A 23,569-nucleotide genomic window follows, 5' to 3' on the forward strand; every position below is an offset into this window, starting at 1 on the left:
CAGGCAACCGGTCGGGCGGTCCGTGCGTCTTCGGTGTCCGGGATCGTCTGCCCTCGGGACGTCGATCGACACCGTAAGGTGGGCGGGCGGCCACGGCTGCTGCACGGAGTGAGGAGACCTTGGATGCCGAAGCGTGAACCGTCCGATAGCAGGACGGCGACCGGGACGGTACCGGGTCGGGCCCCCGTCCACCGGATCCGTTGGTGGACCGAACTGCCGCTGGTGCTCCTCGTCTACGGGGCGTACTCGGCGGGCCGGCTCCTCGCCCGCGGTGACGTGGGCACCGCCGTCGACCACGGGCTGGCGATACTCCGGGCCGAGAAGGCACTCTGGATGAACGCCGAGCACCCGCTCAACCGGCTGTTCACCGACCACACCTGGATCGGGGTCCCGGCCGACTTCTGGTACGCGTCCCTGCACTACGTGGTGACGCCGGCCGTGCTGATCTGGGTGTTCCGGTCCCATCGGGTCCACTACCGGGCGGCCCGCAGCTGGCTCCTGATATCCACCTTCATCGGACTCATCGGCTTCACGCTGTTCCCCACCTGTCCGCCGCGCCTGCTCGAAGCGAGCCACGGGTTCGTCGACACCATGGCCCAGTACAGCTCCTACGGCTGGTGGGGCGCGGAGGCCAGCGCCCCGCGCGGTCTGGGCGGCATGACCAACCAGTACGCGGCGATGCCGTCCCTGCACGTCGGCTGGGCCCTGTGGTGCGGGGTGCTCCTGTGGAAGTACGGACGGGGCCCGCTGCTGCGGACGGCGGCGGTCGCGTACCCGCTGATCACGGTCATCGTGGTGATGGGCACCGCCAACCACTACTTCTTCGACGCGGTCGCCGGCGCCGCGGTGATGGGCCTCGGACTGCTGCTGACCAAGCCCGCGCTGCGGTGCGCGGAGCGACTGCGCGCCCGGTACGCGGGCGTGCGCCGGGTCGCCGTCGACGCGGACCCGACGGCCGGGAGTTCCCCGATTGTCGGTGGCGAGTGCCAGACTGCCGCGGGTGAGCGAATTCCCCGACAGCGCAAGCAGTCCGCCGAAGCCGCAGAACAGGGTCCCCGTCCCTCCGACGCGGGGGACAGCACTCCGGCACCGGCTCGCTGAGCTGCGCGGCCCCGCCCCCGCCCAGGCCATGGACGCGCGTTCGCTGGCGGCCCTCGCCGTGAACCCGGGGTGCGGGCGCAGGGCGCTCCTCGACGGGGCGGGCGTGCACAAGGGGCAGGTCGCCGCGAAGCTCGGGGCGCCCGCCGTCGCCGGCCAGTCGCAGTTCGCGATCGTACGGGGGCACGCCTTCGAGGCCCGGGTCAAGGGCGACGGCGGCGCCGAACTGCTGCGGCTGGCCCACGAACGGCTGGACCCGACCGCCCCCGCGCCCGTGACCGGCGAGGCCCGGGTGCCGGTGCTGGGCACGGGGGGCGGGGCGCAGGCGCGGGTGGCGCGGACCTCGCTGGCGTTGCGCGAGGCGGCCCGGGCGCGGGGTGCGTGGACCCTGCTCGACCATCCGATGCTGGCGCTGGACGTGGCGGGGACCCCGGCGTTCCTGGAACCCGATGCGGTGGTCGTCCACCCCGACGGGCGGTGGTCCGTGGTGGAGATCAAGTCGTTCCCGATGGTCGACGGTTCGGCGGAGCCGTCGAAGGTCGGCGCGGCGGCCCGGCAGGCCGCCGTCTACCTGCTGGCGCTGGAACAGGTCGCCGCCCGGCTCGCACCGGCGCCCGAGGTCGGCCGGTTCGCGCTGCTGGTGTGCCCGAAGGACTTCTCGAACCTGCCCGCGGCGGCCGCCGTGGACCTGCGCAAACAGGTCTCGGTGACCCGCCGTCAGCTCTCCCGGCTGACCCGGGTCGAGGACATCGCCCGGCAGCTTCCGCCCGGGGCCACCTTCGACGTGGAGCAGGACCGCGAGGCGCTGCACGCGGCCGTCGAGGCGGTGCCCGCGGCGTACGCGCCCGAATGCCTGTCGGCGTGCGAGCTGGCGTTCCACTGCCGGGGTCGCGCCCGGGAGGCCGGCGCGGTGACCGCGCTCGGCCGCTCGCTGCGGGGCGAACTGGGCGGGCTCACCACCGTCGCGGACGTGCTCGCCGCGGCCTCGGGCCGGTGCGGTGACCCGTCGGACCCGGCCGTCGCGGCGTTGCGGCGGGCGTCGGCCCTGCGGGCCCAGGCGCTGGGCGCCACTGCGGCCCCGGTGGGCACCCAGGAGGCCGCCCGGTGCTGAGCACGTACGTCACCACCCCGTACGTCGTCCCGGCCGAGAAGGGGGGCGCGGCATGTCGTTGATCGGTCAGCTGGCCCGGCTGGAGGCGGTCCACAGCGGACGGGCCCAGCCGCAGGCCACCGTGCGCCACCGTCATCTGTCGCAGCGGCCCCTCGTCCTCGTCCCGCTGACCACGGCCGGTGAGGCGGGTGCTCCGCTCGCCGCCCTGGTGGGCACGGAACGCACGGCGCCGCGGGTGCTGTTCGTGGCGCAGCCCCGGGACCGCGAGCTGCGGTCCGCGTTCCTCGCCGCCCTCGCCGAGGTGGTGCTCCCGTACGTCGAGGACCACACCGGTGCGGTGGAGGCCGCCGAGCGCTCCGAGACCGACCCGGAGACCGGCAAGCGGGTCAAGGTCGAGGTGGAGCTGTGCGCGGACGCCCCGCAGATCATCGTGCCGAGCCGGGGCGGCGTGGACTTCGTCCGGCTGCTGGGCCGGTCGATGCGGTTTAGGCGGACGGTCGAGCAGGACCCCGAGGCCCCCTATCCGGCACCGCCCCGGGTGCCGTTGCTGGGCCGTTGGCTGACGCACTTCGGGGAGCGGGCCCGGGTGCCCGGGTCCTCGCTGCTGCTGGCGATGACGGACCTGCTGTCGCGGCACTGGGCGACGGGGCAGTCCTCGGTGGAGGACCAGCACCTGGGGGCGCTGCTGGCGTGGCTGGAGGCGCCCGAGGGCACCTCGGGCGAGCGGGCGGCGCTCCGGGCCGAGCTGGCCCGGGACGCCGAGGGGCAGCTGTGGCACCCGCCGGCCGGCCCGGCGACGGACCCCGCCTTCGACAACAAGCTGCTGGCGCCCGCGATCGAACGCCACGACCGGGCGCGGACCGCCCTGGCCGCGGCGGAGGACGGCATCGAGGCGGACGCCCGGCTCGGTGCGCTCACCGAGGCCGAACGGGAGTTGCGCGCCCTGTTGGTGAGCCGGACCCGGCCGACCTGGGACGCGGTGTGGCGGGGCCTGGACCTGCTGTGCACGCTGCCGGAGGGGGCGCGGGTCGAGGAGCGCTGGACCCGCGACCGCTGGTCGTTCACCGGGCACCGGGACCGGGTCCTGGCGGGCGAGCCCCCGCAGCCGCGCCGCGACGACGCGGTGACCGCCGCGAACAAACTGGCGGCCCGGGAACGCGAGCAGGCCCGGTTGGACGCCCAGGAGGCCCTGGACGACCCGCTGGTGATGGCGGGGCGCCGACTGGCCGGGGAGGCGTTCGTGGGCGAGGTGGTCGAGACGGTGCTGGAGTACAGCGACGGCAAGCGGCCGAGCCCGCGCCCGCTGGTCACGGTGCGCACCGAGGACCGGCCGCACCTCGCGGAGGGCGTCAAGGCGTTCCGCTCCCTCGGCGGCAAACCCCAGACGGCCCGGTTCGTCGGGTACGCGGAGCCGCCCGAGGCGTCCGAAGAGGGGGACGGCGCCCCGGGCCCCCTCACCCTCGTCCTGCGGATCACCGACCGGATGGGGCGCAGCAAGGAGCCCGAGCCCGGCTCCGTACCGGAGAAGGGCGACCGGCTGTGCTGGACCCTCTTCGAACACGACCAGCGCGGCGGCCCGCAGCTGCCCGAACCCGAGGCGACCCCGTGGACCCACGGCGGCCCGCCGGGCGAGGCCGTGCCCGAACGGCCCGATCCGGTGACCGGAGAGGACATCCTGTGAAGCCGACCACCGTCCCCGACGCCCTCGGCGACCCGGGTGCCGCGGCGACCCGTGCCACGGAGGCGATCCTCGGCGACACCCTGCGCGGGGCGCACCGCGGAGTCGTGGTGGACTCGCCGCCCGGCGCCGGCAAGTCCACGCTGGTGGTGCGCGCCGCCCTGGAGCTCGTCGCCGCCGGGCGTCCGCTGATGGTCGTGGCGCAGACCAACGCCCAGGTGGACGACCTGGTGCTGCGGCTCGCCGAGAAGGCGCCGGACGTGCCGGTGGGCCGGCTGCACAGCAGTGACCCCGACGCCTACGACAAGGCGCTCGACGCGCTGCCCCAGGTGCGGACCTCGACGAAGGCGGCGGAGCTCGCGGGCTTCGACGTGGTGATCTCGACGGCTGCCAAGTGGGCGCACGTCAAGGGCGTGGAGCCGTGGGGGCACGCGATCGTCGACGAGGCGTACCAGATGCGCTCGGACGGGCTGCTGGCCGTGGCGAACCTCTTCGAGCGGGCGTTGTTCGTGGGCGACCCGGGGCAGTTGGACCCGTTCGCGATCGTCGGCGCCGAGCAGTGGGCCGGGCTGTCGTACGACCCGTCGGCGAGTGCGGTGAGCACGCTGCTGGCGCACAATCCGGAGCTTCCGCAGCACCGGCTGCCGGTGTCCTGGCGGCTGCCCGCCTCGGCCGCGCCGCTGGTGTCCTCGGCGTTCTACCCGTACACGCCGTTCCGCAGCGGGACGGGGCCCGGGGACCGCACCCTCGGCTTCGGCGTCGCCTCGGACGGTTCGGGTCCCGACCGGGTCATCGACGAGGCCGCCGAAGCCGGCTGGGGGCTGCTGGAGCTGCCGCCTCGGCACACCCCGCGCACCGATCCGGAGGCGGTGCGCGCGGTGGCCGTGGTGGTGCGTCGACTGCTCGACCGGGGCGGGGCGACGGTCTCGGAGCGGGGGCCCGAGCCGGTGCCGTTGACGGCCGGGCGGATCGCGGTGGGCACCGCGCACCGCGACCAGGCCGCGGCGGTCCGGGCGGCGCTGACCGCGCTGGGGGTCAGCGGGGTCACGGTGGACACCGCCAACCGGCTCCAGGGGCGGGAGTACGACGTCACCGTGGTGCTGCACCCGCTGTCCGGCCGGCCGGACGCCACCGCGTTCCACCTGGAGACCGGTCGGCTGTGCGTGCTGGCCTCACGGCACCGGCACGCGTGCATCGTGGTCTGCCGGGGCGGGGTCACGGAACTCCTGGACGACCACCCGTCGACCGAGCCGGTGCAACTGGGCGTCACCCTGAAGTTCCCGGACGGGTGGGACGCCATGATGACGACCTGGGACCACCTGTCCCACCACCGCGTCACCTGGACCCCGACGCCCTGACCGGCCGCGCCCCGATCCCGTCACGTCCCGCGGTCTTGCGGGGCGGGGGACAATGGGAGGCGGTCCCGTTCGGAGAGGTACGAGGAGGCAGCACGATGTCGGAGTCCGAGCCCGCGTCCGCCGAACGACGGATGCGGCCCGCCCCTCTGCTCTTCGAGCCCACGACCGCTGCGGAGGACCCCGAGCACTTCTTCGAGCTGGAGTCCATCGAGGACCCCCGGCAGTTGTTGGCCCGGGCCACGGAGCTGACGCACGCGTTCCGTGCGGCCACCGACCGGTCGATGGAGTTCCAGGCGATCGCTGCGGCCCGGCTCGCCGATCCGCGTCGGTTCGACCGGCTGACCGCGGCGGCGATCGCCGAGCGGGCGGAGTGGACCGAGGAGTACGCGCTGAAGATGGTCGAGTACGGGCGGGATCTGCTGCGGGCAGCGCATCCCGATCAGTACTGATGGCGGTGCGCTGTTCGGCGCGGGTGCGCTGTGGTTGCCCGCGCAGTTCCCCGCGCCCCTATCCGGGTGCGTCCGCCGCCACGTGCGCTGTCCTGCGCGGTGCGCTGCGGTGTTGCGCAGTTCCCCGCGCCCCTTGGGTACGTAGCGCTGGACCTGCGCGGTCCTGCGCGGTGCGCTGCCGTCATCCGCGCAGTTCCCCGCGCCCCTGACGGAGCGCCTTCCGACCCGGGCTGGACGCACCGATAAGGGGCGCGGGGAACTGCGCGAAACACACCGCGCACCGCACAGAACAGCGCACCCCCAGGTGAACGCACCCGATAGGGGGCGCGGGGAACTGCGCGAATCGCGCCGCGCACCGTGCGGGGCAGCGCACCGCCAGGTGGACGTACCGGAGGGGCGCGGGGAACGGCGCGGGCAACCGCAGCGCACCGCACCGCGAACAGCCACCGAAGGGACAGCGCAACCTCGCCACGGGCCGGCCACCCCGTCCCGATTCCGCAAGGTTTCCGGTCATATGCCGGGCGGGCAAGATACTCCACCCGGAGTCTCCCTGTCCCGACTTCCGACAACTCAGGGAAACCGGTTCCTCACCCCGGGTACACATGGCTGCCATGAGCCCCCACCCCCGCACCCCCGCCCTGCTCGAACCCGACTCCCTCCACGGCGACGCCAGCGACGTCACCGCGGAGGGGGCAGCTTGGCTCGCCTCAGCAGGAACGTATCCGCAGGACACCCTCACCCGCTGGGCCGACCGGCCCGCCGCCCCGCTCGTCCTGCCCTGCGGCACGGCCTTCGACGTGGTCAACACCACCGCGCTGTTCGGACGGGCGCTCCTGGACCGCCTGTGGGGCGAGGGCCCCGGCTCCGGCCCCGTCGCGACCCACCGGGGCCGCACCCTGCTGTTCGTCGCCCCGGGCACCGCCCACCGGCTGCCCGCCCTGCTGCGCTGGGAGGAGTGGGGCGCGGGCCGCGGCACGGTCCCCCCGCTGCTGTGTCACGGAACCGGGGACGCGGTGACCGTCCCGCCGCTCGCCCCCGCCCCCACCGCTACGGCCCCCGCCGGCCCCGGATCGCGCTGGGTCGTGGCGCCGGACACCCGACGCCCCTGGCTGCCGGGCCCCGAGGTCCTGCTCTGGGCCTGCGTCCGGGCCGTGCGCAACGCCACCCGGACGGCCCCCCGGGTATCGATTTCTCCCGGCCCGGATCAGGGTGCTAAGGTCTACGACGTCAGCAGGCGCCGCTAGCTCAGTTGGTTAGAGCAGCTGACTCTTAATCAGCGGGTCCGGGGTTCGAGTCCCTGGCGGCGCACAGACAGCAGGAGCCCTTCGCAGCAGCGGAGGGCTCTTCGCACGTCCGGGGTCAGCCCGCGGAGATCCGTACCGCCCACTCCCCCGCCGACGTGCGCTCCCCCACCTCCACCCGCACCGGCAACCGCTCCCCGGTCACCGTCAGCCCCTCCCCCGCCCCGAGCGGCGCATCGGCGAGCGGCGGGTACACCGAGCGCTCCCCGCAGGCGTCCGACCCGGGGTGCCCGTCGACCACCCGGACCGGCCCCGCACCGGACGCCTTGGCACTGGCCACCCGGTACACCAGCACCCCTTCCGTGCAGGTCGACCGGTCGTTGCCGACCGCCTGCCTGGCCTCCACCGCGATCGCACTGGTGCGGCCCGTCCGGACGACGGCGAGCTTCGTCCCGTACCCCGGTCCGGTCGCCCGCACCGGAGCGGACCCCGGGAGCACCACCCGCGCCACCGGACCCGCCACCGCCCCGACCCCGTCCGACGCCCGACCGTCCGCGTCCGGGCCGATCGGGGACCCGTCACCGCTCGCCCCCGGCTCGGCCGTCGGCACCACCGAGACCGGTTCCAGGGCCAGCCGCACCTCCCCCCGCCCCTCCACGCACACCACCTGTCCGGGATCGAGCCACCCCAGCTTCCACTTGTGCCAGGCGAAGAGGTCGGGGGCCAGACCGAACTGGCTGCCCATCACGTCCCAGTCGCCGACGTGCGTGTCCCAGTCGCCCTCGCCGTCCTTCGGGCGGTGGTAGAGGTCCGGCAGGTCGAAGACGTGGCCGGTCTCGTGGGCGAGGACGTTGCGGTCCGGCGGATGGCGTTCGAAGACGGTGACGATCCGCCGCAGCTCCGCGCCGTCCACGCGCAGCGGCCGGTCGAAGTTGACGACCTTGGTGGCGTCCGAGTCGACGCCCGGCGCGTCCGGATCGGCGACGAAGTACACGAGGTCGTACGCACCGAAGTCGACGTGCGGATCGGCCGCCGTCACCGCGTCCCGCAGATAGGCGGTGCGGTGCTCGGCGTCCCAGTCCCGCTCTATGGCGTACGCGGTGGAGGGCCGCGGCATGGTGATCCAGTCCTCGCGCGGGTGCGGGCGGAGGGTGAAGCGCCCGTACGACGCCCGCCGGTAGAAGCGGTCCGTCGCCGGGAAGTAGTCGGCGGCCAACTCGCCCGGCGAGGTCAACGGCCGGGCGTCCGGGAAGGCCAGGAAGACCATCAGCGCGTCGAGGCGGCGCCCGGGTCGCGGATAGGCCGCGTTCCAGGTGTCGAGCCCCTCCGAGTGGTGCACCTCGCTGCGCTCCAGTGCACAGGATCCGGCCAACGACTCGGCCACCGCCGGTCCCGCCACCAGGGAGGTGGCCGCGAGGGCGGCCAGGGAGGTGGCCGCGGCCGTGCCGCGCGCCCAGGAGCGCCCGCGCCGGACCCCCCGGGCACCACCGGTACGGGACTGAGGGGGCACGACGACCTCCGGGGACGGCAGCGGACACCGCCCCCACCCTCATCCGAATGATCCCTTTGCGCCCTGTTTGAGGCGTCCGGTCGGGTGAGGAAGGACCGGAAGCCGGCCGGTGACGGCCGTCCGGGCGGTCACCGGACGTCAGGTCCGCCCCCGGGCGCGGGAGCGCTACGACGGCGCGAACGCCCACCCGGCGCACTCCGGTGCGCCCCGGAGTGTGGGTGGCTCGCTACCCGGAGCAACCTCTATGATCGGCCTGTTTTTCCGCGTGATTCCGGCCGAAGCAGCCTCGTCCGGGCGTTCGGCCCCGCACCGGCCGGGCAGTGTCCCGGTGTACGACCAGGCACGACGGCAACGACGCACTGCGGGAGTGAGCGGTGAGCGGAACGTCCGAAGGTCCGACGCCCACGGCGGACCTGGTCCCCCCGGCCACCACCGACGGCCCCCCCAAGCCCCCCACCCACCGCGGCGGCGGCTCCGCACCCGGCGAGCCCTACCGGGCCGCGTTCGACCGGGCGCCCCTCGCGATGGCCGCGATCGGCCCGGACGGCACCGTGATCACCGCGAACGACGCCTTCCGCGCCCTGTTCGTCCCGCCCGCCGGCCCCGACGGCAAGCCCGGTACGGGGCCCGTGGGGCGACCCGCCGCGGACCTGGTGGACCTCGGCTCCGACGCCCGGACCCGACAGGGCTACCAGGAGGTGCTGCGGGGCCAGCGGGCCCGGCTGCGGTGCAGCAGGAGGATCAAGCACCCCGACGGGCACGCCATGTGGGCGCGGATCACCGTCTCCCCGCTGCCCGACCCGGCGGGCCCCGCCGCCGCCCTGCTCTCGGTGTCCGACATCAGCGCCCGCCGGGAGCTCCAGGCCCGGCTGCGGCACCTCCAGATGCACGACCCGGTGACCCGACTGCCCAACCGGACGCTGTTCTTCGAACGGCTCTCCGGAGCGCTGGAGACCAGTTCCTTCGACGACACCGGGACCGGCCGGATCGGTCTGTGCTACCTGGACCTCGACGGGTTCAAGGCCGTGAACGACACCCTCGGGCACCGGATCGGCGACCGACTGCTCGCCGCCGTCGCCGAACGGCTGACGCGGTGCGCCGACGAGGCGGGCTCGGCACGTGCCACCACCCCGCTGGCCGCCCGGCTCGGCGGGGACGAGTTCGCCCTGCTGGTCGAGGACTCCACGGGCACCGAACAACTCGCGGACCTCGCCGGCACCCTCCTGCGGACCCTCCAGGAACCGTTCGACATCGCCGGCCAGCGGCTCTCCCTGTCCGCCTCGATCGGCGTGGTGGAGCGGCACGCCGCCGGCACCACGGCGACCGGGCTGATGCAGGCGGCCGACACCACCCTGTACTGGGCGAAGGCCGACGGCAAGGCCCGTTGGACGCTGTTCGACCCGGAGCGCAACGCCCACCGGATGACCCGGCAGGCCCTCGCCTCCTCCCTGCGCCCCGCGCTGGAACGCGAGGAGTTCGTCCTGGAGTACCAACCCCTCGTCGAACTCGGCGACGGCACGCTGCGCGGGGTCGAGGCGCTGGTGCGCTGGGAGCACCCGCAGTTCGGGACGCTGACGCCGAACCGGTTCATCGGGCTCGCCGAGGAGGACGGGTCGATCGTGCAGTTGGGCCGCTGGGTGCTGCGCACCGCCTGCCGCCAGGCCCGGCGCTGGCAGCTCGACCACCCGGGGGCCGAGCCGGTGTTCGTGAGCGTGAACGTGGCGGTGCGCCAGGTGTGGGACTCGGACCTGGTGGCGGACGTCGACGCGATCCTCGCCGAAACGGGCCTCGACGCCCGGCTGCTGCAACTCGAACTCACCGAGTCCGCGGTGATGGGGTCCGCGGGGCGACCGCTCCAGGCGCTCCAGGCGCTCAGCGACATGGGGGTGCGCATCGCGATCGACGACTTCGGCACCGGGTACTCCAACCTCGCGTACCTCAGCCGGCTGCCGGTGTCGACGCTCAAGCTGGACGGCTCCTTCGTCCGCGGTTTCCGCTACGAGGACGGGGCGCACCCCAATCCGGCGGACGAGGTGATCGTCGAGACCCTGATCCAGCTCGCGCACCGGCTCGGCCTCACGGTGACCGCGGAGTGCGTGGAGACCGCGGGGCAGGCGGAGCGGTTGCGGCGGATCGGCTGCGACACGGGGCAGGGGTGGCTGTACTCCCGCCCGGTGGCCCCGGACCGCATCCCCCCGCTCCTGGTCACCCGCCCGGTCCGTCCCCCGGACCGCGCCGCCTGAGCGCACCCGTCACGTACGCGGTCCCGTGCGGGTGCGTCCTCCGTGCCCCTGACGGGGCACCCTGCCGCGCGCACGTCCGGCGGGACGCACCCGTGTCGGACTGCGCTGGAGCCACCGCCGTACGGAACGCCCGCGATCACTGCGACGCCGGCGTCCAACGCCTTGCGGGCCGCGGTAGCCCGGACCACGTCCGCGTGGGCGACGCGGTAGCTCATCACGTGCGGGTGCGTCCCGCTCACCCGCGCAGTTCCCCGCGCCCCTGACGGGGCACCCTGCCGCGCGCACGTCCGGCGGAACGTACCCCAGGGGCGCGGGGAACTGCGCGAACGGCCACGACGCACCCGCACGGACCCACGTACGTTGTCGTGGTCAGCGCACGGCCACGGATCGGCTCCACAGTTCCTCCGCGTGCTCCGCGAACCGGTCGAACATCCCGCCCTCGCTCTGGTGGCGCAGGTGCAGCAGGGGCGAGTCATGGCCAACGAGGCGCGCCAGATGGGGCGTCACGAGCGCGTCCGAGTCCATCCGGAACACGCTCAGGCCGACGTGGTTCACCGCGTCCTCCGGAGCGCTGTAGCGCGCTTCCAGGCCCTGCACCTGCCCTATCTTGGCGAGTTCGCCCAGGGTGATGCGGACACGGGCCGACACCGTGAGGGTCGCGTCCTCGACGGCCTCACGCTGCCGGGTCACCTCCCCGTCGGGTGCTCCCAGCAGGAACCGGACCCTAACCCCGGCCTCCGCCTTGCGGCGCAGGATGTCGGCGAACGCGGGGACCTGCGTCCAGAGGAAGTAGTTCGTGTACCCGGCGAAGAACAGCTCTTGGGTCGCCCCGGCGATCAGGTCGGCCCACACGGTGGAGGGGCAGGCGGACCGGTACGGGTAACTATGGATGATCTCCCGGTCGAAGCCGGTCTTGATCTTCTCCTTGACTGCCTGCGGCCACAACATGTCTGCATCCACTCCCAGGGCTCGGGCAGTGTCTTCGCGATTGCGTGCATGCGGCCTCACTGCCTCGTCTGCGGTCAGAAGCCCGTGACGCGTACGATGGTCACCGTCACCACGCTGGGGCTCACCTCGTAACGGATGACCGCGATGCCGCCGATCGCGGCGTCCCGACGGTCCCGGCTGCCCAGGACCGTACTGGAGCCACAGCCGTACGGAGCGCGCGCGATCGCTGCGACGCCGGCGTCGAACGTCTTGCGGGCCGCGGGAGGAAGCGCGTTCCGGCCGGCCCGGGCCACGTCCGCATAGGCGATGCGGTGGCTCATTCGGCGCTCCGGTACTCGTCGTCACCGAGGTCCTCGACGAACGTGACCTGGGAGAGGTCACCGGACCGGACGCGGTCGAGCAGCGCCTCCTCGGCCGCGTCGTGCTCGGTGGGGATGTTCATCGCCCACCGGACCAGGGTGAACGGGAGCTGGTCGGCCGGAGCGTCCTCGATCTCCGCGACGAACCGGGCCCGCAGCTCCTCGGGCAGGGCCTCGCGAACCCCGCGGATCGTGGCGGGCACCCGAACCGGCCCACCCGTCATGTACGTGGTCAAGTGATCGCCCGACGCGGTCATCCGGCTGCCTCCGTAGCTGCGGGGCGTGGCTGTACCCCGGCCATCGTAGGAGCCGCGGAACGGGCTCGGGGCCCGTGGGCCCGGCGCGCGGGAGCGGGGAGCGGCGCGCCGTCCCCCGCTCGCACCGTACGGGGTCGGGTCAGGCGGGCGGCAGGCCGTAGGCGTCGGCGATCAGTTCGTAGGAGCGGAGCCGGGCCGCACCGCTGTGCGCGTTCGCGACGAGCATCAACTCGTCCGCGCCGGTGCGCCGGTGGAGCTCGTCCAGGCCCGCCCGGACCCGGTCCGGCGTGCCGTGCACCACGTCCGCGTTCCAGGTGTCGACGAACTCGCGCTCCATCGGCGTGTACGGGTGGCGCTCCGCCTCTTCCGGGGTGGGCACCAGCCCCGGACGGCCGCTGCGCAGCCGGAGCATGCTCAGCGCCGCGGTCATGACCTGGCGACGCGCCTCACGCTCCTCGTCCGCGGCGAGGACGGCGACGCCGATCAGGGCGTACGGGGCCGACAGCAGCGCCGAGGGCCGGAACGAGTCCCGGTACAGGTCCAGCGCGGGGACGGTGTTGCGGGCCGAGAAGTGGTGGGCGAAGGCGAACGGCAGCCCGAGCGAGCCGGCGAGGCGGGCACTGAAGCCGGAGGAGCCGAGCAGCCAGACCGTCGGGCGGTGCGGGGACTGCACCCCGCCGGGCGAGGTGGCCTGCACGGGGCCCGGCACGGCGTGGACGCGGGTGTAGGGGTGGCCCGGCGGGAAGTCGTCGTCGAGGAACCGGATGAGCTCGGCGGCCTGCTGGGGGAAGTCGTCGGCGCCCTCGCCCGGCCGGTCGGTGCGGCGCAGGGCCGCCGCCGTGGCGCCGTCCGTGCCCGGGGCGCGCCCGAGGCCGAGGTCGATGCGGCCCGGGGCCAGGGCCTCCAGGGTGCCGAACTGTTCGGCGATCACCAGCGGCGCGTGGTTGGGCAGCATCACGCCGCCCGAGCCCAGGCGGATGCGGCGGGTGTGCGCGGCGAGGTGGGAGAGGATCACCGCCGGGGACGAGGAGGCCACCCCGGGCATGGAGTGGTGCTCGGCGACCCAGTAGCGGTGGAAGCCGCGCCGTTCGGTGCTGCGGGCGAGTTCCACGCTGGTGCGCAGCGCTTCGGAGGCGGTGTGTCCGGCGCCGACGGTGACCAGGTCGAGCACGGACAGGGGGACGGGGGCCGTGCCGTGGCGGACGCCGATGACGCCCTCCGACCGGGCGGGGTCCCGCTCCTGCTCCTGCTGCTCCCCGGGCCCTTCGTGCGCGTGTCCGCCGCCGCTCGCCGCCACTGCCACCGTGTCGCCCTCCCGCTCCTCGGGGCCGCGTGCGGGCAGCCCTCGTCGTCGTGTCGTCGTCTCGACAGTGAAACAGAACAGGAGGGGGGCTCCGGTTGTTCCCGCCGGTTCCGTACCGATGGCCGCGCCGGTTCCGTTCCCGTGGCCGCTGCGGGTCAGACCGCGTACTTCCAGACCACCAGCATGTGCGCCCCGTACCAGGCGCCGAACACCGCTCCCGCGGACAGCACCAGGACCAGCCGGCGCCGGGGCAGCCGGCCGAGCGCTGCGGCCAGCGGCACCAGCAGGAGCAGCGCGGGCACCAGCAGCCGCAGCTTGGAGTGGTAGAAGTTCGACTGTCCCAGGGTCATCACCAGCATCGCCGTTCCGTAGACGAGGAGCGGCGGCCAGGCCCCCCGGCGCCAGGCCAGGGCGGTGAGCGCGCAGGCCGCGACGAGCAGGAACGCGGTGCTCAACGGCACCCAGCCGTCGCCCCGGGCCAGGGTGTCGGTGAGGAAGTCGACGGTGGCGGCGCCGCTGTCCCAGTGGGTGCCCCAGCCGGCTTCCTGGATGACGAACCAGCCGTCGAGTTGCCCGGTGCGCTCGGCCACCCACAGCAGGTAGGCCGGTGTCCCGGTGCAGGCCAGGACCAGCCCGGCCAGCGGGCGCCAGCCGAGGCGCCGGGTGCGCCGGACCTCGCCCAGCACGGCGACCGCCAGGGCCAGTGCCAGGGCTCCGGCGGCCGGCCGGGTCAGCCCGGCGAGCAGTCCGAGGGCGCCGGCCGCGAGCCAGTTGCCCCGGCGGGCGGCGAGCAGGGCGCCGGCCGCCAACGCCAGGAACAGCGCCTCGCTGTACGCCATGACGAGCGCCACCGCCATGGGCTGCGCCACCGCGACGAGGACGAGGGTGACGTCCGCGGTCCGCCGCCCGTACAGCGAGGTGATCAGGGCGTGTACCGCGAACAGCGCACCGAGGAAGGCCAGGTGGGCCACGAGCAGCGCCGCGGCGTCCACGTCGAGGCCGGTCGTCCGGTGCAGGGTCCGGACGAGGAGGGGGTAGAGCGGGAAGAACGCGAGGTTGTTGCCGAGCGGTTCGCCGTCCGCTCCGTAGGCGATCCCGTCGGGGTAGCCGTCGGCGGCTATCTCCGCGTAGAGCCGTCCGTCCCAGGAGAGCAACCGCTCGCGGACGCCGGCGCCGGGGGTGGCGGAGGTGAGCGTGAACAGGGCGGTGAGGTGGGCGGCGGTGGCCGCGGCGTACACGGCGAGGACGGTCCGTACGGTGCGGCGCCGTGCTTCGGTCGAGGACAGCGGGCCGGTGGTGCTCGGGGCGGTCCGGTCGTCGGAGGCGGGGTCACCGGAGGCGGGGTCGGGGGTGGACGCCGGGAGGCTGGTGCGCGGTCGGAGGGGAGACGGCAGGATGGCCCTGGGTATTCGGGGGCGGGTGTCTGCGGCCATCTTGGGGTCTCCTCGCGGGGTCGGCGTCTGCCATCCTTACGCACCCCACCGACAGCGGGGTTGACCCGGTCCCGCCGGTGAGACGCGGATCACCACCACCGGCGCGCACCGGGTCAGGGCAGCGGACTGCGCGAGGGCTCGACTCCCCCACCGACACCCGTCGACCCGCCGCCCGTCGACCCGCCGAGCCCGGTGGGTCGGGTGGGTTCTGCGGACCGGGTGGGTTCGGCTTCCGGCCGGTCGTCCTCCGGGCCGGTGGCCGGGGTGGCGCCGGTGCCGGGCGGGCTGGTCCGCGGGCGCGGGCGGGCGTCGCGATCGTCCCCGCGCGGGCCGGGGTCCAGGGATTCGGGCCCCGGCAGCAGCGACGAGGCCGGGATCGTCGGCGGGGGCGCGGGCGGTTCGGCGGCCCGGGTCAGCAGGACCGCGCCCAGGGCCGCCGTCACGGTCACCGCGCCCGCGGCGCCGGCGGCCAGCGTCCGGCGTCGGCGACTGCGGGCGAGCGCCACGATCGTCCCCGGATCGGCGGGTCGGCTGCGGGCGGCGGCGCGCTCGGCGGCGTCCTTGAGCCCGGCACCCACCCGATCGTCGTGCTCGGTCATCGTTGGTCCTCCCCGGAGGGCGAGCGAGGGACGGCGGCACCCGGGACGCGGGCGGCCCCGGGCGGCGGGTCGAGGGAGCCGGCGAGCTTCGCGCGGGCGCGGGAGAGGTGCGTCTTGACGGTGCCGGTGGCCAGTCGGGTCTCCGCCGCGATCTGTGCGACGGTCAGGTCGCAGACGTAGAAGAGGGCGGCGCACTGGCGCTGTCGGGGCGGCATGTCGCGCAGGGCCCGTTCGAGGTCGACGGTGCCCGGGTCGGGTCCGCCGCTGGTGACCGGGTCGGCCCGGCGTTCCCAGGCGTGCCGGCCGCGGACCAGGCGGCGCCAGCGGCTGACGGCGAGCCGCCAGGCGACGGCCCGCACCCAGGCGTCGGGGCCGAGGTCCCGTTCCAGCCGGCGGCGGTGCCCCCAGGCCCGGACGAACGCCTCCTGCACCACGTCCTGCGCCTCGTGGAAGTCCCCCGTCATGACGTACAGCTGTCCGGTGAGCCGGTGCACCGAGCGCCGGTAGAACTCGGCGAACTCCTCCTCGGTCAAACGTCAGCGCTCCTCGCAGGCGTACGGGTACCCGCCGACGGTACGCGGAGCGAGGGGGCGGTCAGTCGGTGGGGACCTGGACCAGGGGCTCACGGGTGAAGAGGGCGCCGAGGCCGGGGGCGTTCACCCGGCGGTCCGCGAGCCGCAGGGCCTCCCAGACGGTGACCTGGTTCGCGGTGAGCACCGGCTTGCCCAGGTCCGCCTCCAGGTCGGTGAGGTGGGCGGCGGTGCGCAGGGCGGTGCCGGGGACGAGCACGGCCGCGGCGTCCGGACGGTCGGCCGCCCGGACCAGTGCGCGCAGGGCGGCGAGGCCCTCGGGGCCGCCGCCGGGGTCGGTGGCGGGCCGGGCGGCGTCGGGATCGCCCGCCACGGACACGATCTCCGTGCCGGCCTCCTCGGCGAGGAACCGGGTGAACCGTTCGGTCAGGTCCGCTCCGTAGACGGTCGCCACCGCGACCCGGCGGGCGCCCAGCTCCCGTACCGCGTGGGCGAAGCCGAACGAGGTGCTGGAGGCGGGCAGGCCGGCGGCCCGGGCCAGGGCGCGGACCTGTTCGTGGGCGCCGGCCGCGCCGAGCGCGAAGCCCGGTCCCGCCCAGACGACCGTTTCGGCGCCGGACAGCCGCAGTTCCTCGACGACGGCCGCGAGCCGTTCCTCGGAGGGCACCGGCACCGCGTCCACGGTGAGGTCGGGCCCGTCCAGCGGCGAGCCGTCCGCCCCGGTGGCCCCGGTGGCGGTGGCGTCGGCCCGTACGGCGTGCAGCCGGACCCCGCCGCCGAGCAGTTGTTCCGCGCGCACGTAGTCGTCCGCGGCGGTCCGGCCCGGGTACAGGAATCCCAGTGAGGTCACGTGCTGTCTCCTTCGCGTGCCTGACGCCCGGCGGGCGCGTGCCCGAAGCCCCGGCGGGCGCGTGCCCGAGGCCCGGCGGGGTGCCGTGCTCGGCCGGGCGGGGGCCGGATGCGGCTCCCACCACGCGCCTGCCCGGTGGGCCCGCGGCCACCCGTCGGATCGGGGGCGGATCGCCGCGGTGCGACGCCTCCTCCCAGGATGCCCCGCCCCGGCGGGCCCGGCGCGACGGCCGCGCCGACGGACCGCGACGGACCGCGACGGACCGCGACGGCCGTGCCGGTGGGCCGCTCCGGCAGCGCGTCGGAACGGCCCGCGCCCGCCCCGTCCCGACCGACCTGCGCCCCCGGTATGACCGGCGTGCGTCCCCGGTATGACCGGCCCGGCCACCCCGTACATCCTTCTGTGTAGCGGGGATTCGTCGCCGCTCACGACGTGGACGAGCACCGCGACCGAGACGATGAACACATGTCCGAAATCCGGTACTCAGCTCCTCCGCAACCGTCTGACGCCCCGGCCCGGCCGGTCGAACCGGCGGCGGGGGCGGCACCCGCGCGACGCGCGCGCAATCCGCTGCTCGACGTCCTGCGGGGCGCGGCGATCCTGGGCACGTTGGCGACCAACGTCTGGATCTTCGCCACCCCCGGCTCCGAGGGCGGAGTGGCCTCGAACATGGGCGGCTCGTTCGCCTCGTTCGGGGACGGCGTCGAGAGCGTGGTGCGGCTGTTGGCGAACGGCAAGTTCCTGTCCCTGTTGACCGTGCTGTTCGGAGTGGGCCTCGCCATCCAGTACGCGTCGGCAGCGCGGCGCGGGCAGCCCTGGCCGGGGCGGTACCGGTGGCGGGCGCTGTTCCTGTTCGCCGAGGGGACCGTGCACTTCCTGCTGGTCTTCGCCTGGGACGTGCTGATGGGGTACGCGGTCACCGCGCTGTTGGTGGCCTGGTTGCTGGCCCGCTCGCAGAAGGTCCAGGACCGGGTGATGTGGTGGGCCCTGGGGCTGCACCTGACGCTGATGACGGTGCTGACGGTCGGCCTGTCCGCGCAGGGGGACGAGGACGTCGAGACCGGCCAGGACGTGATCGACGTGTACGCGCACGGGAGTTGGGCCGACCAGATCGGGTACCGGCTCGACAACGTGCTGGTCCTGCGGTTGGAGCCGGTGCTGTCGTTCGGGCTGCTGGTGTTCCTGTTCCTGCTGGGCGTGCGGCTGTTCCGGGCGGGCGCCTTCGGCGACGACGAGACCGGTCGCCGCATCCGGACCCGGCTGCTGCGCTGGGGCCTCGGGATCGGTCTGCCGCTGTCGGTGCTGCTGCCGGTGGCCGGCTCCGGGTTCTTCCTGCTGGACCGGTACGTCGCCGGGCCGCTGACGGCACTCGGCTACCTGGGGCTCATCGGCTGGCTCACCGACCGGGCCACCCGGGCCGGGCGGACGGGCCCGCTGCTGCACGGCCTCACCTCCGTCGGCCGGACCGCCCTGTCGGGGTACGTGCTCCAGAACGTGCTGTGCATGCTCGCCGCGTACGGGATCGGCCTCGGTCTGACGCACCGGTTCGGTGACGGCTGGTGGCCGTGGTGGCCGCTGGCGCTGTGGACGGTGGTGTGCGCGGTGCTGATGGTCGGCTCGACGCTGTGGCTGCGGCGCTTCTCGACCGGCCCCCTGGAGTCGTTCCAGCGGTGGGTGCTGCGCCGGTGACCCCCGGACCCGTACGGGAGCGGCAGCACCGCACCGGGGCGGGTACGGCGACCGGGGGTGGGTATGCCTGTCGCGGGATCGGGGGGCGTGCTCACCGGGAGGGGTGTCATGCGTCAGCTCACGGGGCTGTCGGCAGTTCACATGCTGGAGGGGTACCGGACGGGCGAGTTCAGCCCCGTCGAGGTGACGGAGGCGGTGCTGCGGCGCGCCGAGGAGATCCAGCCGGTGGTGAACGCCTTCGTCCGGATCGACGCCGACCGGGCGCTGGACGCGGCGCGGGCGTCGACCCGGCGGTGGCGGCGCGGGGAGCCGGTCGGGCTGCTGGACGGGGTGCCGGTGACCGTCAAGGACCTGCTGCCGGAGTACGGGGTGCCCACCCTGCGGGGCTCGCACGCGGTCGACCCGGCGGCGCGACTGGCCGATCCGGACGCCCCCGCGGTGGCGCGGCTGCGCGAACACGGGGCGGTGTTCACCGGGCGCACGACGACCCCGGAGTTCGGGTGGAAGGCGGTGACGGACTCCCCGCTCACCGGGATCACCCGCAACCCGTACGACCCGGGCCGGACCTCCGGGGGCTCCAGCGGCGGGAGCGCCGCGGCCCTCGCGGCGGGCGCCGGCCCGCTGTCGGTGGGGACGGACGGCGGCGGCAGCATCCGCGTCCCGGCCGCGTTCTGCGGGGTCGTCGGGCTGAAGCCGACGCACGGGGTGGTGCCCTCGTACCCGCCGAGCGCGTTCGGAACCCTGGCGCAGGTGGGCCCGATGGCCCGGGACGCGACGGACACCGCACTGCTGCTGGACGTGCTGGGCGGCGCCGACCCGCGCGACTGGGCCGCCGCGCGCCCCGCCCCCGGCGGCTTCCGCGGGCCGGCCGCCGTGGAGGGGGTGCGCGGGCTGCGGGTCGCGTTCTCGCCGACGCTCGGCGGACAGGTCGCCGTGCGCCCGGGCGTCGCCGCGGCGGTGCGGCGCGCGGTGGAGGGCCTGGCGGGGCTCGGCGCGTACGTCGAGGAGGCCGATCCGGACCTCGCCGACCCGGTGGACGCCTTCCACACCCTGTGGTTCAGCGGCACCGCACACCTGACCCGCTCGCTGAGCCCCGCACAGGTCGCCCGGCTCGACCCGGGGCTGCGCCAGGCCCGGGCGGCGGGCGCGGCGCTCTCGGCGCAGGACTACCTGGCCGCCACGGACGTCCGGGCGGAACTCGGCCGCCGGATGGGCCTGTTCCACCGGACGTACGACGTGCTGGTCACCCCCACCCTGCCGGTGACCGCCTTCCCGGCGGGGGTGGAGGTCCCCCCGGGCAGCGGGTTGCGCCGCTGGACGGGCTGGACCCCGTTCACGTACCCGTTCAACATGACCACCCAGCCCGCGGCGACCGTACCGGTGGGGCTGGACGCGGACGGGCTGCCGGTGGGGCTCCAGATCGTGGCCGCCCGGTTCGCCGACGCGACGGTGCTGCGCCTGGCGAACGCCCTGTTCGAGGCGGGTGTCGCCGGGGTTCCGGCGCCCGCGCTGCCGGGTGCTCCCGCGCACGCGCCGGAGCGGACACCGGACCTCACGGCGGGCTGACGGGACGCGCCCCGGCACTCGGATGGCTGACGGCCACCGGGTGCGGGGCGGGATCCTGCCCGCATAAGTCGCTCGGGGGCGGGTAGCCGCGCGCAATGGCTCCACGACTGCGAGACGACTCAGCGAACGGACGCGTGCCGGCCGCCGGTACCGCCGACGGCGGCGCCCGGCACGGGCCGTCCCCGATACCGGGGGCCGGCGCCGGGCCCCGACCGCGCCGGAGGTCCCTGCTCATCGGGGCGGCGGTCCTCGGCACGGCCGGGGCGCTCGGCGCCGCGGGCTGCTCCCGGGTGCCCACCGGCGACACCCTGGCCCGACTGAAGTCCCAGGGCACCGTACGGCTGGGCATCGCGGGCGAGGTGCCCTACGGGTACATCGACGAGGACGGCGAGTTCACCGGGGAGGCGGTGGAACTGGCCAAGGTCATCTTCAAACGGCTGGGGGTGGCCAAGGTCCAGCCCGTGGCCACCGACTTCGGCTCGCTCATCCCGGGCCTGAAGACCCAGCAGTTCGACGTGGTCTCGGCCGGGATGTACATCAACGAGGAGCGCTGCCAGCAGGTCATCTTCTCCGACCCCGAGTACCAGATGCTCGACTCGTTCATCGTCCGCAAGGGCAACCCGCTGGGGCTGCGCAACTACGAGGACGTGATCGGGAAGAAGGCCAGGTTCGGCACCGGCTCCGGGTACGCGCAGAGCGGCTACGCGGTCGCGGCCGGGTACGCGCAGAAGGACGTCGTGGTGCTCCAGGACGGGGTGGCCGGGCTGAACGCGGTGGAGTCCGGCCGGATCGACGTCTTCGGCGGGACCGCGCTGACCACCCGGGAGGTGACCCGCAAGAGCAGCCGGGCCGAGGCCACCGAACCGTTCGCCCCGGTGGTGGACGGGGAGGAACGCGTCGACGGGGGCGGCTTCACGTTCCGGCCCACCGACACCTCGCTGCGGGACGCCTTCAACGTCGAGATCCACCGGATGAAGGACAGCGGGGAGCTCCTGCGCATCATGCGGCCGTTCGGGTTCACCGAGGCGGAGATGACGGACCTGACCGCCGAGGAGTTGTGCTCATGACCGCCGGACTCTGGCAGCACTGGGTACTGCCCGGCATCTGGACCACCCTCCAACTGACCCTGTACAGCGCGGCCCTGGCGACCGCGGTCGCCTTCGGGATCGGCATCGCCCGCACCCACCGTCTGAAGACCGTGCGCTTCCTGGCCGGCTTCTACACGGAGGTCTTCCGGGGCACCTCGGCGCTGGTGCTGATGTTCTGGCTGTTCTTCGTGCTGCCGCAGCTCGTGGGCTGGTCGCTGGTGCCGATGTGGGCGGCGGTGCTGGCGCTGGGCCTGTCCTACGGGGCGTACGGCGCCGAGGTCGTGCGGGGCGCGCTGAACGCGGTGGCCCCGGCGCAGCGGGAGGCGGGCGTGGCGCTCAGCTTCACGCCCTGGCAGCGGATGCGGTTGATCCTGCTGCCGCAGGCGGTGCCGGAGATGCTCCCGTCGTTCTCCAACCTGCTGATCGAACTGTTGAAGGGGACGGCCCTGGTGTCGCTGCTCGGGATCGGTGACGTGTCGTTCGCCGCCTATCTGGTCCGGCTCGCCACGCAGGACAGCGCGCAGATCTACACGATCACCCTGGTGATCTACTTCGTGATCGCGTTCGTCCTCGCCCGGGGCATGAAGGCCCTGGAGCGGCGGGCCCGGGCCGGTCTCGGCAAGGCGCCCGTCGCGGCGGGCACCGGCGGAGGTGCCGCATGAGCACGTACTCCACCACCGCCGCCGCCCAGGCCGACTCCTGGGACTGGCAGGCCGTCGTCGACTTCCTGCCGCACTTCTGGGAGGGGGTGCTCGTCACGCTCCAGGTGCTGGCGCTGGGCTCGCTGATCTCGTTCAGCCTGGGCCTGGTGTGGGCGCTGGCGCTGCGCGCACCGACCCGGTTCGTGCGCTGGCCGGTCGGGATGCTGACCGAGTTCATCCGCAACACCCCGCTGTTGGTGCAGTTGTTCTTCCTGTTCTTCGTGCTCCCGGAGTGGGGCGTCCAGTTCTCCTCGCTGACCACGGGCATCGTCGCGATCGGCGTGCACTACTCGACGTACACCTCCCAGGTCTACCGGGCCGGGATCGACGCGGTGCCGGTCGGGCAGTGGGAGGCGGCCCGCGCGTTGAGCCTGTCGTACCGCAGGACGTGGACGGCCGTGATCCTGCCGCAGGCCGTGCGCAGGGTCGTCCCGGCCCTGGGCAACTACGTCATCGCGATGCTGAAGGACACCCCGCTGCTCGCCGGGATCGGGGTGCTGGAACTGCTCCAGCAGGCCCGTCTGGAGGCCGCGGACACCTTCCAGTACACCGAGGCGCTGACCGTCGTCGGGGTCGCCTTCATCCTCATCGCCTATCCGTCCTCGCTGCTGATCCGATCCCTGGAGCGCCGCCTTGTCCACTGACCCGACCCCGACCCCCACCCCGACCGGTCCGACCCCGACCGGCCCGATCCCGACCGGCCCCGAGCGGCCCGAGCCCGCGGAGGCCGGCGCCGCGGCGGTGGAGGAGCTGATCCGCTTCGAGGACGTCACCAAGCGCTTCGGGGGGACGACCGTCCTGGACCACCTCGACTTCTCGGTCGGGCGGGGCAAGCACGTGACCCTGATCGGTCCGTCCGGCTCCGGCAAGACGACGATCCTGCGGCTGCTGATGACCCTGCTCAAGCCCGACGAGGGGCGCATCCGGGTGGGCGGGCGCTATCTGACCCACGAGGAGCGCGACGGCGAGCTGGTGCCGGCCCGCGAGAAGCACGTGCGGGAGGTCCGCAAGAACATCGGGATGGTGTTCCAGCAGTTCAACCTGTTCCCGAACATGAAGGTGCTGCGGAACGTCACCGAGGCCCCGGTGACCGTGCTGGGCCTGTCCCGCGACGAGGCCGAGCAGCGCGGCCGGGAACTGCTCGACCTGGTCGGACTCGCGGACCGCTGCGACGCGTACCCCTCTCAGTTGTCGGGCGGGCAGCAGCAGCGGGTGGCCATCGCCCGGGCCCTGGCGATGCGTCCGCAGGTGCTGCTGTTGGACGAGGTGACCTCGGCGCTCGACCCGGAGTTGGTCGCGGGGGTGCTGGACGTGTTGCGGGAGGTCGCCCGGACCACCGACATCACGATGCTGTGCGTGACCCACGAGATGTCGTTCGCCCGGGACATCTCCGACCAGGTGCTGATGTTCGACGGGGGGCGCGTGATCGAGTCGGGCCCGCCGGAGAAGATCTTCAGCGATCCGGAGCTGGACCGGACCCGGGAGTTCCTGAGCGCGGTGCTCTGAGGTCCGAGCCCCTGCGGTGACGGTGGCCATGACTACCCTGACGAGGGATTCG

Annotated in this window: 22 protein-coding genes and 1 tRNA gene; 14 read left to right on the top strand and 9 right to left on the bottom strand. The window is 74.3% G+C overall.

The window, feature by feature from the left end; translation table 11 throughout:
• Positions 1-123: 123 nt before the first annotated feature.
• The 7 genes from ACFYOU_RS07655 to ACFYOU_RS07685 all read left to right on the top strand — a co-directional run bounded on the left by ACFYOU_RS07655 (position 124) and on the right by ACFYOU_RS07685 (position 7,002).
• Entirely contained in the window at positions 124-1,101 is a 978-nt protein-coding gene (locus tag ACFYOU_RS07655; protein WP_391304085.1) for a phosphatase PAP2 family protein, read from the top strand.
• A 28-nt stretch (positions 1,102-1,129) separates the two neighbouring features.
• On the top strand, positions 1,130-2,209 hold the full coding sequence (locus ACFYOU_RS07660) for a hypothetical protein (protein WP_391304086.1): 1,080 nt from the start codon (positions 1,130-1,132) through the stop codon (positions 2,207-2,209).
• Positions 2,210-2,261: 52 nt separating this feature from the next.
• Positions 2,262-3,890, top strand: a complete 1,629-nt coding sequence (locus tag ACFYOU_RS07665) for a hypothetical protein (RefSeq protein ID WP_391304087.1) — start codon at positions 2,262-2,264, stop codon at positions 3,888-3,890.
• On the top strand, positions 3,887-5,245 hold the full coding sequence (locus tag ACFYOU_RS07670; RefSeq protein WP_391304088.1) for an AAA domain-containing protein: 1,359 nt from the start codon (positions 3,887-3,889) through the stop codon (positions 5,243-5,245). Before ACFYOU_RS07665 ends, ACFYOU_RS07670 begins: the two co-directional genes overlap by 4 nt.
• A gap of 95 nt (positions 5,246-5,340) precedes the next feature.
• Complete coding sequence (locus tag ACFYOU_RS07675; protein WP_389762485.1) at positions 5,341-5,694, top strand: hypothetical protein; 354 nt, start codon at positions 5,341-5,343, stop codon at positions 5,692-5,694.
• A 611-nt stretch (positions 5,695-6,305) separates the two neighbouring features.
• Positions 6,306-6,938: a hypothetical protein gene (locus ACFYOU_RS07680; protein ID WP_391304089.1), complete on the top strand. Its 633-nt coding sequence runs from the start codon at positions 6,306-6,308 to the stop codon at positions 6,936-6,938.
• Positions 6,929-7,002: transfer RNA gene (locus ACFYOU_RS07685), tRNA-Lys, on the top strand. The genes ACFYOU_RS07680 and ACFYOU_RS07685 overlap by 10 nt, the downstream gene beginning before the upstream one ends.
• Before the next feature lie 51 nt (positions 7,003-7,053).
• Here the strand turns inward: ACFYOU_RS07685 and ACFYOU_RS07690 are convergent.
• On the bottom strand, positions 7,054-8,445 hold the full coding sequence (locus tag ACFYOU_RS07690) for a M6 family metalloprotease domain-containing protein (RefSeq protein WP_391304090.1): 1,392 nt from the start codon (positions 8,443-8,445) through the stop codon (positions 7,054-7,056).
• 374 nt (positions 8,446-8,819) lie between these two features.
• Here ACFYOU_RS07690 and ACFYOU_RS07695 point away from each other — a divergent pair, with 374 nt between their 5' ends.
• Positions 8,820-10,688 carry a putative bifunctional diguanylate cyclase/phosphodiesterase gene (locus tag ACFYOU_RS07695; RefSeq protein ID WP_389762480.1) on the top strand — a complete coding sequence of 623 codons (1,869 nt, stop codon included), beginning with the start codon at positions 8,820-8,822 and terminating at the stop codon, positions 10,686-10,688.
• Between the two features lie 369 nt (positions 10,689-11,057).
• On the opposite strand, the gene ACFYOU_RS07700 is transcribed toward ACFYOU_RS07695, so the two are convergent.
• The 8 genes from ACFYOU_RS07700 to ACFYOU_RS07735 form a co-directional block, all read right to left on the bottom strand.
• Positions 11,058-11,636 carry an XRE family transcriptional regulator gene (locus tag ACFYOU_RS07700; protein ID WP_391304091.1) on the bottom strand — a complete coding sequence of 193 codons (579 nt, stop codon included), beginning with the start codon at positions 11,634-11,636 and terminating at the stop codon, positions 11,058-11,060.
• A gap of 74 nt (positions 11,637-11,710) precedes the next feature.
• Positions 11,711-11,956: a hypothetical protein gene (locus ACFYOU_RS07705; RefSeq protein ID WP_391304092.1), complete on the bottom strand. Its 246-nt coding sequence runs from the start codon at positions 11,954-11,956 to the stop codon at positions 11,711-11,713.
• Complete coding sequence (locus ACFYOU_RS07710) at positions 11,953-12,252, bottom strand: hypothetical protein (protein ID WP_391304093.1); 300 nt, start codon at positions 12,250-12,252, stop codon at positions 11,953-11,955. The genes ACFYOU_RS07705 and ACFYOU_RS07710 overlap by 4 nt, the downstream gene beginning before the upstream one ends.
• Positions 12,253-12,391: 139 nt before the next feature.
• Entirely contained in the window at positions 12,392-13,462 is a 1,071-nt protein-coding gene (locus ACFYOU_RS07715) for an MsnO8 family LLM class oxidoreductase (RefSeq protein ID WP_391304226.1), read from the bottom strand.
• A gap of 248 nt (positions 13,463-13,710) precedes the next feature.
• Positions 13,711-14,988, bottom strand: coding sequence for a hypothetical protein (locus ACFYOU_RS07720; protein ID WP_391304094.1), 1,278 nt, complete (start codon positions 14,986-14,988; stop codon positions 13,711-13,713).
• Between the two features lie 113 nt (positions 14,989-15,101).
• Positions 15,102-15,587 (bottom strand): hypothetical protein, encoded by a 486-nt coding sequence (locus ACFYOU_RS07725; RefSeq protein ID WP_391304095.1) that lies wholly within the window; start codon positions 15,585-15,587, stop codon positions 15,102-15,104.
• A complete protein-coding gene (locus ACFYOU_RS07730) occupies positions 15,584-16,120 on the bottom strand; it encodes a sigma factor-like helix-turn-helix DNA-binding protein (RefSeq protein ID WP_391304096.1) in 537 nt (178 codons plus the stop codon). The genes ACFYOU_RS07725 and ACFYOU_RS07730 overlap by 4 nt, the downstream gene beginning before the upstream one ends.
• A gap of 61 nt (positions 16,121-16,181) precedes the next feature.
• Complete coding sequence (locus ACFYOU_RS07735) at positions 16,182-16,967, bottom strand: decarboxylase (protein ID WP_391304097.1); 786 nt, start codon at positions 16,965-16,967, stop codon at positions 16,182-16,184.
• Positions 16,968-17,432: 465 nt separating this feature from the next.
• On the opposite strand from ACFYOU_RS07735, the gene ACFYOU_RS07740 reads away from it, so the two are divergent.
• The 6 genes from ACFYOU_RS07740 (at position 17,433) to ehuA (ending at position 23,517) form a co-directional block, all read left to right on the top strand.
• Positions 17,433-18,656: a DUF418 domain-containing protein gene (locus tag ACFYOU_RS07740; protein ID WP_391304098.1), complete on the top strand. Its 1,224-nt coding sequence runs from the start codon at positions 17,433-17,435 to the stop codon at positions 18,654-18,656.
• Positions 18,657-18,764: 108 nt separating this feature from the next.
• Positions 18,765-20,222 carry an amidase gene (locus ACFYOU_RS07745; protein WP_391304099.1) on the top strand — a complete coding sequence of 486 codons (1,458 nt, stop codon included), beginning with the start codon at positions 18,765-18,767 and terminating at the stop codon, positions 20,220-20,222.
• A 95-nt stretch (positions 20,223-20,317) separates the two neighbouring features.
• Positions 20,318-21,289, top strand: coding sequence for an ectoine/hydroxyectoine ABC transporter substrate-binding protein EhuB (gene ehuB, locus ACFYOU_RS07750; RefSeq protein WP_391304100.1), 972 nt, complete (start codon positions 20,318-20,320; stop codon positions 21,287-21,289).
• Positions 21,286-21,972, top strand: coding sequence for an ectoine/hydroxyectoine ABC transporter permease subunit EhuC (ehuC, locus tag ACFYOU_RS07755; protein WP_391304101.1), 687 nt, complete (start codon positions 21,286-21,288; stop codon positions 21,970-21,972). The genes ehuB and ehuC overlap by 4 nt, the downstream gene beginning before the upstream one ends.
• Complete coding sequence (gene ehuD / locus ACFYOU_RS07760; RefSeq protein WP_391304102.1) at positions 21,969-22,655, top strand: ectoine/hydroxyectoine ABC transporter permease subunit EhuD; 687 nt, start codon at positions 21,969-21,971, stop codon at positions 22,653-22,655. The genes ehuC and ehuD overlap by 4 nt, the downstream gene beginning before the upstream one ends.
• 46 nt (positions 22,656-22,701) lie before the next feature.
• Complete coding sequence (gene ehuA, locus ACFYOU_RS07765) at positions 22,702-23,517, top strand: ectoine/hydroxyectoine ABC transporter ATP-binding protein EhuA (RefSeq protein ID WP_391304227.1); 816 nt, start codon at positions 22,702-22,704, stop codon at positions 23,515-23,517.
• The last annotated feature ends 52 nt before the right edge of the window (positions 23,518-23,569 follow it).

It is taken from the genome of Streptomyces sp. NPDC005955, from assembly GCF_042871255.1.
Classification (GTDB): domain Bacteria; phylum Actinomycetota; class Actinomycetes; order Streptomycetales; family Streptomycetaceae; genus Streptomyces.

What these genes read in the sequence shown, in the direction of transcription:
- ACFYOU_RS07745 (WP_391304099.1), top strand. Translation starts at nt 18,765, where the DNA reads ATGCGTCAGCTCACGGGGCTGTCGGCAGTTCACATGCTGGAGGGGTAC.
- ACFYOU_RS07705 (WP_391304092.1), bottom strand. Translation starts at nt 11,956, where the DNA reads ATGAGCCACCGCATCGCCTATGCGGACGTGGCCCGGGCCGGCCGGAAC.
- ACFYOU_RS07665 (WP_391304087.1), top strand. Translation starts at nt 2,262, where the DNA reads ATGTCGTTGATCGGTCAGCTGGCCCGGCTGGAGGCGGTCCACAGCGGA.
- ACFYOU_RS07740 (WP_391304098.1), top strand. Translation starts at nt 17,433, where the DNA reads ATGTCCGAAATCCGGTACTCAGCTCCTCCGCAACCGTCTGACGCCCCG.
- ACFYOU_RS07725 (WP_391304095.1), bottom strand. Translation starts at nt 15,587, where the DNA reads ATGACCGAGCACGACGATCGGGTGGGTGCCGGGCTCAAGGACGCCGCC.
- ACFYOU_RS07700 (WP_391304091.1), bottom strand. Translation starts at nt 11,636, where the DNA reads ATGTTGTGGCCGCAGGCAGTCAAGGAGAAGATCAAGACCGGCTTCGAC.
- ACFYOU_RS07680 (WP_391304089.1), top strand. Translation starts at nt 6,306, where the DNA reads ATGAGCCCCCACCCCCGCACCCCCGCCCTGCTCGAACCCGACTCCCTC.
- ehuB (WP_391304100.1), top strand. Translation starts at nt 20,318, where the DNA reads ATGGCTCCACGACTGCGAGACGACTCAGCGAACGGACGCGTGCCGGCC.
- ACFYOU_RS07660 (WP_391304086.1), top strand. Translation starts at nt 1,130, where the DNA reads ATGGACGCGCGTTCGCTGGCGGCCCTCGCCGTGAACCCGGGGTGCGGG.
- ehuC (WP_391304101.1), top strand. Translation starts at nt 21,286, where the DNA reads ATGACCGCCGGACTCTGGCAGCACTGGGTACTGCCCGGCATCTGGACC.
- ACFYOU_RS07720 (WP_391304094.1), bottom strand. Translation starts at nt 14,988, where the DNA reads ATGGCCGCAGACACCCGCCCCCGAATACCCAGGGCCATCCTGCCGTCT.
- ACFYOU_RS07675 (WP_389762485.1), top strand. Translation starts at nt 5,341, where the DNA reads ATGTCGGAGTCCGAGCCCGCGTCCGCCGAACGACGGATGCGGCCCGCC.
- ehuD (WP_391304102.1), top strand. Translation starts at nt 21,969, where the DNA reads ATGAGCACGTACTCCACCACCGCCGCCGCCCAGGCCGACTCCTGGGAC.
- ACFYOU_RS07655 (WP_391304085.1), top strand. Translation starts at nt 124, where the DNA reads ATGCCGAAGCGTGAACCGTCCGATAGCAGGACGGCGACCGGGACGGTA.
- ACFYOU_RS07710 (WP_391304093.1), bottom strand. Translation starts at nt 12,252, where the DNA reads ATGACCGCGTCGGGCGATCACTTGACCACGTACATGACGGGTGGGCCG.